Source organism: Sporosarcina sp. P1, assembly GCF_002743155.1.
GTDB lineage: Bacteria > Bacillota > Bacilli > Bacillales_A > Planococcaceae > Sporosarcina > Sporosarcina ureae_B.
Window position 1 is genome coordinate 167,411 of record NZ_PDYS01000002.1, and the last position, 12,593, is coordinate 180,003.

The window sequence follows — 12,593 nt, forward strand, 5'->3', positions numbered from 1 at the left end:
TTCATTGGATTGTTCGTCCTTTTGTAATTTACATGATTTTTAATTCGATGTCAACGCTTTCAAAGCAACTTTCTCTTGAATTGTGACATAGTTAGTAGAATGAATAGAAGCGCCGCGACTAGTGTAATAGTATATGGAATCCATAAGTCACTTGGCATGAGTTCCCCAGTTAGCAAGGGGATAGCTGCCGCCAAAAGTTCAAGTGGATTCCAAGAGGCGGACTTTGGAAATATAGCAGCAATAAATAAGATGACTACTCCAATTAAAGTAACGAGTATTCCCCCGTAAGAAGTAGCAAAAAGTGTGTTTCCCCATAATGTAACGGCTAGTAATAGTACCCCAAATACATAAAGACAACTAGCGGCAAACAATAAATGTTGCAGTTGGCTTTGATCCCAGTAATAAGCAGTGTAAGCGTAGGTGATGGTGAATGACAGTACAATAGCCAGAGTCCAATAGCAAAGTGCCATAAAGAATTTAGCTGTGATTACGGTATTGCGATGTAAGCCTTTTGTCAGTAAAATCACAAGCGTACCTTTTTCCAATTCCTTCGACATCATCGTACTGAATAATAGTATGAACACAACCAATCCCATCTGCGGAACATTTTTATAGAATTGTATCCATGAATCCAGTGCAGTGGGTTCAGGTAGATTGACGAATGCACCATCAGGCATGAATTGTTCTAATAGAGCTGGAGTGATTTTCGCTGTAAACGGATTTAATATGCCTAGAATTGAAAAAATCACGATAACGAGCAGTAACTTATACGTCTTCACACTCTCAAACCATTCCTTCTTCAAAAAGCCAAACCATTGATTCATCCAAGCACCTCCAATACGAGTTGCTCAAGCAAACGAGTTTTGGGTTGCATCGACTGTATCAAGATTTTCTCGGTAGTGAGTACTTGCATGAAAGCCAATTGAGTACTTTCATCAGGTAAACTTACAACTAATTGCTCGTTGTCCATCTTCATGTTGAATGGGGTATGTCGCAATCGTTCATGTACTTCTGCGACGGGTATAGTAAATGTAAAAATAAATTGTCCTGTGATTTGCTGTTTTAGATTGGTCAGTTCATCTTGAAATATAATAGTTCCTTCATGCAACATCGCGACGTGATCACAGATTTGTTCCGCATCCGATACAATATGTGTTGAAAAGAATACAGTCGTCTCTGCTTTTGCCTGCTGTAAAATGGAAAGAATCTGTGCACGACCCGCTGGATCCAAAGCGGAAGTAGGCTCATCGCAAATAAGTAGTTTCGGACGATTTAATAGTGCCTGGGCAATTCCCAAGCGCTGTTTCATTCCCCTAGAATACGTACTAATGAATGAGGTCGTGTCAGCTAATCCGACCAGTTTCAATAGTTCCTGGATCCGTCCTCGTCGGTCTGTTTTCGTCATATTCGTAATAACGGCGCAGAGCTCCAAGTATTGCGTTGCGGTGTAGAAGGGATAATATTCGGGAACGTCAGGCAAGTATCCGACATGTTGATTGGACTTTGTCTCGCCAAATGTTACGGGTTCACCTGCAATTGTAATGGATCCTCCATTGAGTGGTAATAATCCCAGCATGCATTTCATCAGAGTTGTTTTGCCCGAACCATTTGCACCGACGAACCCAAAAACTGTATGTTCAGGAATATCAAGATGAATATCTTTCAGCACTTCACGATCGCCAAAACGCTTCGTCACGCCATTAATTTGTACGACTATTGTAATCACCTCTTCCAAAAACGAAATAGATTAATGGACCGATAAATTGAATTAATAAAACAATCAGCAACCACATAACTTGATTGCCGAAGCGATAGTGAGGATGGCGAATAACATGTATCGCTGAGAAAATCGCTAACCCTAATTGCAAAATGATAAGAGGAATTAAAAATGGTAGATACTCCATAAGTAAATCTGTGTCGTTATTCATGAACGTCCCTCCAATCCAAAGCGTAATCGTTGTCGTAACTCTTGCATTTCATCTTCTTGCCTAAATGGTTCAAAGTAATCGGCATCCATCGATTCTATGATCGATCGCTTAATAATCTCTGTGTTGCGAAGTGCATTCGTTCCTAAATCTAATTGTTCTAACCAATCATCTAATAAATCGAAGTATTCATCCCCGCGTAATGAAAAGGGGAGTAGATCATGAATACATACATCCACGTACTTTTTAAGATACGGATAAAGTAGCTCATGGTTACCGGAGAGTGCAGCACATTGCGCAACGCTGAAATAAAATTGTAGACACATATTCGGATGAAGTGTACGCAAAGCATATAGCTCAATCAATCCATTGATTCGATGTATGGTTTCGTTAAAAGTTTGTGGATTGGACGTGGAAAGTCGTAAGTAAAGCGGGCTACTGCCAACAAGTTGAATAACGTTTTGATACATCATGACTTGAATGACACGCTTCGCTTCCTCTTGATTGCCAAGTTGTTCGTAAGCAGTGGATAGTAAAATCTCATCCCCTATACTAGGCTTAATCACTCCGTCTAATAATTCCAATGTAGTTTCAGGATTGGACTGCATGAGGGAAACAGTAGCCTGTAAGGAATTTGCTTGGCGCAAGACCCATACATCTTCACTTACTTGTCGAATTCGCTCCAACCAGCGATTGGCTTTCTGCAAAATAGAGGAGCTATCACTACTTAACATATGGTGGTTGAGCAGTAATATACTCATCTGTAGTAAGAACGCAGGATCATGGTAGTACAATTTAACTTGTTCTTCTACGTCAATAAAAACTGATTCAAAAGATTCCTTACCGAAACGAGACGCGAATTCATAATAGTGGTGTTGGATGGATTCTTTAGAAAGCTGTCGTTCAAAGCCAAGCAGTTCATCAACAGTTAGTTCAAAATACGAAGCGATTTTCGGCAACAGCGTAATATCGGGATAGCTTAATCCTTTTTCCCATTTCGACACGGAAGCTTTCGATACTTGGCAATAAGAAGCTAGTGTTTCCTGGGTAATTTGAAGTCGCCTTCGTTCTTGTAGAATCACAGCGCCTATTTGAAGCATATCCTCACACCTTTCTCTTTTATTCAGTGTAAGGTTAAACGTTTGTTGATTCAATCAACTGTTAGGAGATTATTTAGATGAGAAGTCAACTAACAAGATATTATGTATCAGTATACAAAAAAAGTCGGTCTATGAAAGACCGACATTTCCTCACACACTCACTGTTGTGAAAGGTTCTAGAATATTCTTTTTTGGTTTCGTTTGATAGTGTAGAACTTTGTCAGTAGAATCGTATGAATCTCCATAGAAGTCTTGGTCTTTGTAGGTGTGAATTTCTTCGTAGGTTGTCTTCATCGCGTTGAATACATCTTGTTCATCCGCTTGTGATGACTGCGGGGGTGCCCAGTATAGAATTTCGAGGATGGTTTGTTCGCCAGTAGCTAATGAACGACGGTTATAGCCGATTTTCTGTGCGTGCGTGAATTTTTCACGTGCATAGAACTTCAGTCGTTTTTCAGTATCTGGTTCGGATTCATCTACTGGTTCAACTTCCAGTAAGATCGGTTTTTTCTTGGTTTTCAACGAATCCAGCAGTTTTTTTCCTAACCCTTCACCACGTGCGGCTGAAGATACGAATAGATAGTCTACGAAAACGAAGTCCTCCGTTTCCACGTACATCAATACGTGTTTTGGTCCTTCTTCCTTGTAGTAGACATTCCCTTTATCATTCAGTAATGTCTCCATATGTTCCTGTGACTTCATCTCTTCGATTGGAAAATACTCTTTCAATTTGTTGTACCAATGCATGTGTTAAATTCTCCTCCATAGGTAATGAATGTACCCGGAGCTTTTTGTTTGGGGATCAAACAATGTGAGGAAAAAAGAGGTCAGAAAAAAATCCTCATACGTAGTATACTCTTTTTTTAGTAATAAATAAACCTTTTTTATAAAATAAGTTTTACTTTTTCATTATAATAAATCAACCCCTATGTCAGATGACTATATGACATGGGGGTTGATTACGTATTACCTACGGCTTTTAGAGCCTGAATAAGCTTCTTTTTTCTTCTTCTCATTCATCACAGTTTTAACGACAGGATATAACACCATTCCCCATTTTACTAACTTTTTTATTACTCTTATCATATATGCTTCTTCCTCTCGATTTTGGAGTTGTTATAAGTAACTTCCCCCTTTCACTTGCTTATTAAACTTTTATTCAAGAGGTTTAGGGACAGAAGTGGGGTTTTCTATTTCTGTGAATAGGTTGGAATTCTCAATGATAGGTGTAGTCTTGAATGTGGAGGGAATAGTAAGTTCCAGTTGTTTGCTCATATCTTCCAACATCAGTTGAAGTCTTGCAATGTCTTCTTTTGTGGCATATTTCTTGCGATCAATTAAGACATAACCAAGCTGTCCACTCATTTCTATAGTCGCCCATTTTACATCATCAATTCTTTCAATCCCACTTTGTCGCAAATGCATTTCCAATTCATCCACAGTGAGGCGGAGTTTTTTCATAGTAGATATTTTGAGGATCCCATTTTCAATCACTACTTTAGATCTTCCACGTAAAATTCCTTCGAAAAAATTCCACTTCAATGCCAATAATTCAAATATAAATAGTGTCAGCACTAAAATAAGTGAAAGGAATAACGTTTGCCACAAATTTTTACTTGCTACAGGCTGAATTAGTAATGTACCGACCGCAATCATTAATACAGTTTGACCAATTGTCATTTGTGAAATCGATTTGCGGCCGGAAATATGCAACAAAACAATTCCTGCCACAATAATGAGTACCGCTTTCCAAATTGAATCAAATTCCATTAGGCTCACGTCTTTTCATGCGTTTAGCTTTAATATGGAATAAATTTTGAATAGTATGCATGAAGATTATGAATCCTTCCTTAATACATCATCGTATAGTAGGAAAGGAGTGATTAACATGCGGCAAGATATTCAAAAACAACAAAATACTCTACAGGAAAAACGAGTGAATCAGCGACGTTTGATGAAACGTTTAGAGCAGACGAACGAAAAACTACTCACTATGAAACAAAAACGTAATCAACTTCACCGTCAGTTAACGAAAGAACAGCGAGATATTGTGAAGCTTGGTAAGTTTTCATTTACGAACAAAATTAGTGAATGGACAGGTAAATGGGACGAAAAGATGAAAAAGGAGATAGAAGAAGCAGCAGGAATAGAATTGAAATATAATGAGGCAGAAAAAAACGTATTAGATCTGACTGCAGAAGTGAAAGATCTGCGTAATGAACTGGATAAACCAGATTTCATGCATATTGCTGAAGACTGGGAAGACTTTTTGAAGGAAAAAGAATCATGGATTCGAATGAATGATTCTGTTGCTACTCAAACACTTCAGAAGATTTCCGACGATCGCGTACGTGTCTATTCTATGTTGCGTGAAATAGGGGAAGCGTTTGAAGCGGGGGAAAAGGCGGAACGAGCTTTGGCGGGCGCAATGAAGAAACTAGATTCAGCGGAAGGGATATCGATGTGGGATACATTTTTGGGAGGAGGAATTTTTGTTTCCGCATTAAAGTACTCCGAAATCAACAGTTCGGATGATCATGTCCATCAAGCACAACGAGCACTACGTCATTACGAGACAGAATTGATGGATGTGCAAGACGCTGCGACAGATTCTTACCAAGTAAATAAAAATGATATCTTTACATTCACAGACGTGTTTTTCGATAATATATTCTCCGACTGGATGGTCCATACACGAATAACGGACAGCAAAAAGAAGCTACACGCAGTCATGCAAGATGTCCGTCGCATACAGGACCGACTTGCAAGAAAACGTGCAGCTTTAGACGAAGAAATTCGACGACTTGATCAGCAGCAAGATGATATTATCATGTCGTAACTAGCGTTAAATACGGGTCAGCGTCTTCCCCAAATAGCCGAATAATACAGTTAAAATCGGGCTCAATAAACAGAAGAACGCAAAAGGTAAATAAGCAATCGTTGGAACATCAAGCACAGTCGTGATGAAAATTCCTGCCACACTCCATGGGACAAGGGGATTAATGACGGTTCCGGCATCTTCCATTACACGGCTCAAGTTTTTATTGGCTAGGCCAACCTTTTCGTAGCTAGATTGGAAGGCCTGGCCGGTCAATAAGATAGATAAATACTGCTCGCCAATCAATACGTTGATGCCAATTGCGGTAAGTGCAGATGTCAAAATAACTGACGACACTTTACGTAATGCACTGTCTATTTTTGTAAGTAAGCACTGGACGATACCTAATGTGAACAGCATGCCACCCATACTAAGTGCGAGCAGCACAAGCGAAATTGTAAACATCATGCCTTCCATTCCATCACTGCGAGACAGTAATTCATCTACAACTGCTACGCCTGTAGATCCTTCATAACCACTAAATAAAATACTCAATACTTCGGAAACTCCATAAAACGTATGAATATATGCAATGACAATTGCGGACAATGCACTAACAGCCAGTGTTAAAATAGCTGGTACTTTAACGAATGTCAAAATGATCAGTACTACGACAGGGATCAATGTATACCAATGTATCAAGTTTGTACCGATGAGTGCATCACTGTATTTCTCAATTGTCGTAAAATCACTAGACGTCACGTTGGGTGATAATATGCCAAATAAGATAAGTGAGATGAAGAACGCAGGAAATGTCGTCCATCCCATATTTCGTATATGTTCGAATAAGTCTACACCAACAATTGAAGAGGCTAAATTGGTCGTATCAGACAATGGTGACATCTTATCGCCAAAGAATGCCCCAGAGACAATCGCGCCTGCCGCAATTGGCAAAGATAGCTCCAAAATATGCGCCATACTAATGAACGCCACGCCAATCGTGGCAACGGTTGTCAACGAACTGCCGACAGATAAGCCGATAACGGCCGTGACGATGAATACGATGGCATAGAAAAACGTTGGAGTAATGATTTGGAGTCCGGCATAGATCAGGGTAGGAATCGTTCCACCCATCATCCAGCTACTCACGAGAACTCCAATGAAGAAGAACAAGAACACCGCGCTCATTCCAGAACTTGCACCTTCTACCAATCCGCGTTCTAACTCTTTGTACGAGATCTTTTTCCATAATCCATAGCCGAATAATAAAAGAATAGCAAATAAAATGGGTACATGTGGTACAGATTCGAATACTACGATACTGGTACTAATCATTGCCACAATCAGCACAGTTAGTATGACAGACGCTTTAACGGTTGGCGTATGAATCGCCTTAATTGGAAACATGCTTATGACCTCCTGTAAATGTAGAAATACTCCTATCATCCCCTTAAAGGACGAAGGAGTATTCCGCTCTATCTCTCTGCTATTGCGAATGAAAACATGGAAGATATTGATTCATTATATAATAGATCGCTCTTTACATATATAGATAGTTATCGTTTTGAATTTTATCACGTCAGCAAGATAAGTCAATAGAGGAATAGACCGATTATCTGCATGTTTCAAAAGGGGAATGCAATAGAAAGTATGCAAAATAGAAGTGACAGTTCATGTAAGAAAGCAGACTGATACCAAAATTAGAAGGGGACTATCCGACGCTCCTCAAGGTGAAGCGTCGGATGCCTATCAATGCGATTGTAATCTAATTAGTTAAACACGAACCTTCTAAAACGCATCCTCTTACAATGATGTCCTAACGTTTTCCTAGCATAATCATTTTCAAGCTATTTTCCGAGCAGAGTTATTTGTAAAAAATAGGGTATTACTAAAATATAACTATATAGAAGGGAATGAATACTTGTGACAATGCATTTTTTACTGTCTTGAATTATCAAATTAAATGAGTAAACAATACAGCGCTAGGTATAATCATTTCAATCATGTTATATCATTGTAAGAAAGGACCGCCACAAGCAATGTAGATTTGTGACAGCCCTCTTATTCAGTATGCTACGTACGCGTGGCATTTGGAATTGGTAGATCTGTGTCTGGTTTTGCGGGCGCCGTATCCATTACTTCTGACTCGATGGATTTACCTAATACGTAATACTCGGTTTCTTCTTGTGTCAGACTGTTATAACGTTTGCGAATGACCATGTAGAAGATTACGCCGACGATTGTCCAAGCGAATAATAGTAAGTAAGAAGGTGTAGTGAGTGTTGCTGGAGAATTTGGCACAAGTAATAATGCCAAGAACGATCCACTTGCCACCATACCTAGTAATGCCAAAAACTTTTTTAATGGTGCAATTTCGCGTCCAATTCCTTCTTTGCCCCAAGCCAGTACTTTAAATGCTGCAAGACAAGTGAAGAAGTAGGCTACGGATACGCCTGTTGAAGACATATCAACGATCCATGTCAATGCTTGGCGGCCAAACCATGGTGTCGGCAATGTAATGAATGCTACGAACCAGATCCCCCATTTAGGTGTTTGGTTTGCCGTCATCTCACGGAAGAAGTTAGGTAATGCACGTGCGCGCGCCATAGAAAATAATAGACGACTTGACGACATGAAGAATCCATTCAAACCAGTGAAGATTCCCATGACAATCGCTACTGCCATCACAGCTAATCCACCGATTCCTAGTGCGGATCGAACCACATCACCTGTTATCCATAAATCCCCGCCTCCGATATTTGCCGATGCAGGGTATGTCCAGCTAGTTAAACCAATCATGATTGCATAGATTATGAAAGAAGTGAATAGTGATGCTACGATCAGCATAGTTGCTTTACGGGGAGAAAAGTTAAATTCTTCAGCAGCTTGTGGCACATTATCGAATCCGACGTATGCCCATGGTGCAATTGCCAATACTACAAGTATAGAAGTAATAATGGACTGATTACCTTTGAACAAAGGTTGCATATTCGCAAGCGGTTGTTCGGCCCCAGCGAATGTGAAAATACCAAGTGCGATGACACCAACAACAAGCAAAACGCTGAAATAAAATTGAATCCGTCCTGAAATACTTGTTCCCGTAGTGTTAATGAATGCGAATGCTAAAATCAGCAAACTGGCAATGATAATTTCGGGTATGTAGACGTCCCAACCTGCAACGCTATAGAGAAATCCTTGTTTCATAAATCCAGGGGCTAAAAATTTCAGTAATAAAGTGAGTGCAGAAGCATTTAAAGCAACGATGGATATATATCCAAGTGATAAGAACCAACCGCAAATAAATGCCCATACTTTCCCTGCGGCAACAAAAGCATATGTAAATCCCCCTCCGGAAACCGGAAATTTCTTGATCATTACACCATAGCTGGAGGCGATGATCATCATCACGAGTGCACCAATTCCTAATCCAATGATTGCGCCTAGTGGTCCGGAAGATTGGATCCAATCTCCTGGCAAGATGAACGCGCCCCAACCTACAGATGAACCGAGTGCGATTGCAAAAACCCAGGATGGCTTTAATGTTTTATTTAATTTCCTTCTTGCGTTCTCAGATCCTTGATCCATGTGATCCAACCCCTAAGTTAGTAGTATAGCGATTGTATGCCCCTTCTGTAGGCAATCAAAACGTGTTAGGCACAATATTACTATTTTAATATCTTAAGACAGAAGTATTTAATTTTGACTAACAATTCTGTATAGTGTAATAACATATGATGCAAGCTTTACATGTTGACAGAGTCTACTCAATCTTTTATGATTCTAAACAACAAATACTTATAAGAATAGTGGGGTTTTATAAATGAAGAAAGTTCTCATACCATTTATGATCGTTTTATTGGCTGCTTTTTTGGTAGCATGTGGTGGTAAAGAAGAAAGTAAGCCCAATGACTCCGCTGAAAAACCAGCAGAGCAAGACGGTCTGCTAGAAGATGTACTCGCAACCGGAGTACTCAATGTAGGAACAGAAGGAACATACGCGCCTTTCTCATTTCATGATGAATCAGGAAAGCTTACAGGGTACGATGTAGAAGTTACACAAGAAGTAGCTAAACGTTTAGGCGTGGAAGCAAAGTTTTTTGAAACACAATGGGATGCAGTTTTCGCGGGATTAGATGCAAAACGATTTGATATGATTGCTAACCAAGTCGGTGTTAATGAAGAACGTAAAGCGAAATATGAATTCTCTCAAGCTTATACGCATTCGAACTCTGTCTTAATCGTTCGTGAAGACGCTGATATTGCGTTTGATGGAATGAAAGGAAAGAAAGCTGCACAGACATTGACAAGTAACTATGGCGAACTAGCGAAGGCGAATGGTGCGGAAATTATAAAAATTGATGGATTCAACCAAGGCGTCGACCTAGTCATTTCAAAACGAGTAGATGGTACGTATAATGATAAACTTTCTGCACTCGACTACTTGAAGCAAAAACCTGATGCTCCTATTAAAGTTGTTGAGGAAGAAGAAATCTCTAAAGAAAATCAATCAGAGAGCGCCTTTTTATTCAGACAAGGCAATGAAGACTTAATAGAAGAAGTAAACAAAGCGTTGGATGCGATGCGTGAAGATGGTACATTGAAGACGATCTCCGAAAAATGGTTCGGCGAAGATGTATCTTAATACGATTGCACTCAGTCCCGAACGGATACAAAGATTCCAGGAAATCGCATCAACATCCATCGGGCCATTGATTGAGGGGGCTATTAAGTATACGATCCCCTTGGCAATCATCGCATTTAGTATTGGATTGATCATTGCAATCTTTACTGCATTGGCAAGAATTTCTTCTAACAAATTGTTACGAGCAATAGCGCGGATTTATGTATCCATCATCCGTGGAACACCTTTGCTTGTACAATTATTTATCATATTCTACGGGTTGCCAACAATTGGTATCACCATTGATCCTTTCCCGTCTGCGATCATAGGATTTTCATTGAATGTCGGTGCTTATGCCTCAGAAATCATTCGAGCAGCCATACTGTCCATTCCTAAAGGGCAGTGGGAAGCAGCCTATTCTATTGGGATGAATTATTCGCAAGCATTGCGGAAGATTGTTTTACCACAAGCTGCTAGAGTATCCGTACCACCGCTTTCGAATTCCTTTATTGGATTGGTAAAAGATACTTCTCTCGCAGCTACGATTTTAGTAGCTGAGACATTTAGGCGGGCGCAAGAAATTGCCTCTATGAACTATGAGTTTTTATTCGTTTATATCATGGCGGCTCTTGTTTATTGGGTGATTTGTTTCATCTTGTCGATTGTTCAAGGCAGAATTGAAATACGCCTGGATCGTGTAGTCGGTAAGTCAGGGGGATTAACATGATTTCTATACAGGGACTGAAAAAGTCTTTCGGATCGCAAGAAGTGATAAAAAATGTAGATTTAGAAATCGAGCAGGGAAAAGTGGTCGTTATAATCGGTCCATCGGGTTCTGGTAAATCTACGTTGTTACGTTGTTTGAATGTGCTTGAAACACCAAATGGCGGTGTACTGTCTATAGATGGACAGAAGTTAGACTTTAATTCATCGGTCTCGAAAAAGTCAATCAGTGCTTTTCGTAGGTTGACAGGAATGGTATTTCAGAGCTATAACCTGTTTCCACACCTCACAACGACAGGTAATGTGACAGAAGGACTCACTACAGTCAAAGGTCTATCACATAAGGAAGCCGTAAAGAAGGCAGAACTATTACTAGATAAAGTAGGACTAGCTGATCATAAAGACAAGTATCCTTTTCAACTTTCAGGCGGTCAGCAGCAGCGTGTTGCGATTGCGCGAGCGCTTGCGATGGATCCAAAAGTCATGTTGTTCGATGAACCGACATCCGCTCTGGATCCTGAACTTGTCGGTGAAGTACTTCGAGTCATGAAAGATTTAGCGCATGAAGGTATGACGATGGCTGTCGTAACACATGAAATGAGGTTCGCCAAGGAAGTGGCCGATGAAGTAATCTTTATTGATGATGGCGTCATTGTAGAACGCGGTGCACCAGCTGAGATTTTCAACCATCCAAGGCATGAACGAACGAAGAAGTTTTTGAGTTTATTACAAGTATAGATATAGATAACGCTTGGCATATTTGATGCCAAGCGATTTTTTTGTGTTGAAATTTGCTTTTGCGCGCATTAGTGCTATGAATGATCATAGTTCATCGCTAACCGCTCTATCAGCATGGCCGAGCGCTCATATCGCCGCGTTAACCGCTCAATACAGTTGGACGACCGCTCTATCAGCATGGCCGAGCGCTCATATTGCCGCGTTAACCGCTCAATACAGTTGGACGACCGCTCTATCAACATGGCCGAGCGCTCATATTGCCGCGTTAACCGCTCAATACACAGTTGGACGACCGCTCTACCAGCTTGCCCAAGCGCTCATATCGACCTCATAACCTACTTCCATTCAGTCGGGATGCCAGCGATACGTATCGAGGGAGACACGACCGTTTGCGTTGAATTGAACACCTTCCGCGAGCAATCGTTCCCGCTGCGTCTCGCCTTTACCTTCAGCATTTTCCGGGGTAGAGATTCCACCTTGTGCGTTAATAATGCGATGCCAAGGTAATTCATATTTAGCACTCATGGAATGTAAAATACGTGAGATTTGTCTTGCGCTACGAGGGTTGCCTGCTTCTGCGGCCACTTGTCCATAGGTCATCACACGACCTGGAGGAATTGCTTGGATAATTGCTATGGCCTGTTCTGTAAATGTTTCCATAGTGAAAA

The 12,593-nt window shown here is 40.4% G+C and carries 13 protein-coding genes; 4 read left to right on the plus strand and 9 right to left on the minus strand.

Translation table 11 applies throughout. The features are described from left to right. Positions 1-59: 59 nt before the first annotated feature. The 6 genes from CSV73_RS03695 to CSV73_RS03720 all read right to left on the minus strand — a co-directional run bounded on the left by CSV73_RS03695 (position 60) and on the right by CSV73_RS03720 (position 4,795). A complete protein-coding gene (locus CSV73_RS03695; protein ID WP_099626681.1) occupies positions 60-824 on the minus strand; it encodes an ABC transporter permease in 765 nt (254 codons plus the stop codon). Further along, a complete protein-coding gene (locus tag CSV73_RS03700; protein ID WP_233202837.1) occupies positions 821-1,726 on the minus strand; it encodes an ABC transporter ATP-binding protein in 906 nt (301 codons plus the stop codon). Before CSV73_RS03700 ends, CSV73_RS03695 begins: the two co-directional genes overlap by 4 nt. Continuing rightward, positions 1,701-1,928 carry a PLDc N-terminal domain-containing protein gene (locus CSV73_RS03705; protein WP_085132107.1) on the minus strand — a complete coding sequence of 76 codons (228 nt, stop codon included), beginning with the start codon at positions 1,926-1,928 and terminating at the stop codon, positions 1,701-1,703. The genes CSV73_RS03700 and CSV73_RS03705 overlap by 26 nt, the downstream gene beginning before the upstream one ends. After that, positions 1,925-3,025: a helix-turn-helix domain-containing protein gene (locus CSV73_RS03710; protein WP_099626682.1), complete on the minus strand. Its 1,101-nt coding sequence runs from the start codon at positions 3,023-3,025 to the stop codon at positions 1,925-1,927. The genes CSV73_RS03705 and CSV73_RS03710 overlap by 4 nt, the downstream gene beginning before the upstream one ends. A 150-nt stretch (positions 3,026-3,175) precedes the next feature. Further along, complete coding sequence (locus CSV73_RS03715) at positions 3,176-3,772, minus strand: N-acetyltransferase (RefSeq protein ID WP_099626683.1); 597 nt, start codon at positions 3,770-3,772, stop codon at positions 3,176-3,178. 408 nt (positions 3,773-4,180) lie between these two features. After that, positions 4,181-4,795 carry a DUF421 domain-containing protein gene (locus tag CSV73_RS03720; RefSeq protein ID WP_085132104.1) on the minus strand — a complete coding sequence of 205 codons (615 nt, stop codon included), beginning with the start codon at positions 4,793-4,795 and terminating at the stop codon, positions 4,181-4,183. 118 nt (positions 4,796-4,913) lie between these two features. Here CSV73_RS03720 and CSV73_RS03725 point away from each other — a divergent pair, with 118 nt between their 5' ends. Next, entirely contained in the window at positions 4,914-5,864 is a 951-nt protein-coding gene (locus CSV73_RS03725; RefSeq protein ID WP_099626684.1) for a hypothetical protein, read from the plus strand. A gap of 6 nt (positions 5,865-5,870) precedes the next feature. On the opposite strand, the gene nhaC is transcribed toward CSV73_RS03725, so the two are convergent. Both nhaC and CSV73_RS03735 read right to left on the minus strand, forming a co-directional pair. Then, complete coding sequence (gene nhaC, locus CSV73_RS03730; RefSeq protein WP_085132102.1) at positions 5,871-7,250, minus strand: Na+/H+ antiporter NhaC; 1,380 nt, start codon at positions 7,248-7,250, stop codon at positions 5,871-5,873. Positions 7,251-7,916: 666 nt separating this feature from the next. Then, the gene (locus CSV73_RS03735; protein ID WP_085132101.1) at positions 7,917-9,428 is read right to left on the minus strand and encodes an APC family permease; all 1,512 of its coding nucleotides are present in this window, start codon (positions 9,426-9,428) and stop codon (positions 7,917-7,919) included. Between the two features lie 235 nt (positions 9,429-9,663). Here CSV73_RS03735 and CSV73_RS03740 point away from each other — a divergent pair, with 235 nt between their 5' ends. From CSV73_RS03740 to CSV73_RS03750, 3 genes are read left to right on the plus strand one after another with little or no spacing between them, the layout of a single operon-like run. After that, positions 9,664-10,485: an amino acid ABC transporter substrate-binding protein gene (locus tag CSV73_RS03740; protein WP_085132100.1), complete on the plus strand. Its 822-nt coding sequence runs from the start codon at positions 9,664-9,666 to the stop codon at positions 10,483-10,485. Beyond that, complete coding sequence (locus CSV73_RS03745; RefSeq protein WP_085132099.1) at positions 10,475-11,191, plus strand: amino acid ABC transporter permease; 717 nt, start codon at positions 10,475-10,477, stop codon at positions 11,189-11,191. The genes CSV73_RS03740 and CSV73_RS03745 overlap by 11 nt, the downstream gene beginning before the upstream one ends. Further along, positions 11,188-11,925: an amino acid ABC transporter ATP-binding protein gene (locus CSV73_RS03750; protein WP_085132098.1), complete on the plus strand. Its 738-nt coding sequence runs from the start codon at positions 11,188-11,190 to the stop codon at positions 11,923-11,925. Before CSV73_RS03745 ends, CSV73_RS03750 begins: the two co-directional genes overlap by 4 nt. A 345-nt stretch (positions 11,926-12,270) precedes the next feature. Here CSV73_RS03750 and CSV73_RS03755 read toward each other — a convergent pair whose 3' ends face one another. Further along, positions 12,271-12,585: an MGMT family protein gene (locus tag CSV73_RS03755; RefSeq protein WP_099626685.1), complete on the minus strand. Its 315-nt coding sequence runs from the start codon at positions 12,583-12,585 to the stop codon at positions 12,271-12,273. Between the last annotated feature and the right edge of the window lie 8 nt (positions 12,586-12,593).

What these genes read in the sequence shown, in the direction of transcription:
- nhaC (WP_085132102.1), bottom strand. Translation starts at nt 7,250, where the DNA reads ATGTTTCCAATTAAGGCGATTCATACGCCAACCGTTAAAGCGTCTGTC.
- CSV73_RS03710 (WP_099626682.1), bottom strand. Translation starts at nt 3,025, where the DNA reads ATGCTTCAAATAGGCGCTGTGATTCTACAAGAACGAAGGCGACTTCAA.
- CSV73_RS03755 (WP_099626685.1), bottom strand. Translation starts at nt 12,585, where the DNA reads ATGGAAACATTTACAGAACAGGCCATAGCAATTATCCAAGCAATTCCT.
- CSV73_RS03745 (WP_085132099.1), top strand. Translation starts at nt 10,475, where the DNA reads ATGTATCTTAATACGATTGCACTCAGTCCCGAACGGATACAAAGATTC.
- CSV73_RS03715 (WP_099626683.1), bottom strand. Translation starts at nt 3,772, where the DNA reads ATGCATTGGTACAACAAATTGAAAGAGTATTTTCCAATCGAAGAGATG.
- CSV73_RS03740 (WP_085132100.1), top strand. Translation starts at nt 9,664, where the DNA reads ATGAAGAAAGTTCTCATACCATTTATGATCGTTTTATTGGCTGCTTTT.
- CSV73_RS03725 (WP_099626684.1), top strand. Translation starts at nt 4,914, where the DNA reads ATGCGGCAAGATATTCAAAAACAACAAAATACTCTACAGGAAAAACGA.
- CSV73_RS03750 (WP_085132098.1), top strand. Translation starts at nt 11,188, where the DNA reads ATGATTTCTATACAGGGACTGAAAAAGTCTTTCGGATCGCAAGAAGTG.
- CSV73_RS03735 (WP_085132101.1), bottom strand. Translation starts at nt 9,428, where the DNA reads ATGGATCAAGGATCTGAGAACGCAAGAAGGAAATTAAATAAAACATTA.
- CSV73_RS03705 (WP_085132107.1), bottom strand. Translation starts at nt 1,928, where the DNA reads ATGAATAACGACACAGATTTACTTATGGAGTATCTACCATTTTTAATT.
- CSV73_RS03720 (WP_085132104.1), bottom strand. Translation starts at nt 4,795, where the DNA reads ATGGAATTTGATTCAATTTGGAAAGCGGTACTCATTATTGTGGCAGGA.
- CSV73_RS03695 (WP_099626681.1), bottom strand. Translation starts at nt 824, where the DNA reads ATGAATCAATGGTTTGGCTTTTTGAAGAAGGAATGGTTTGAGAGTGTG.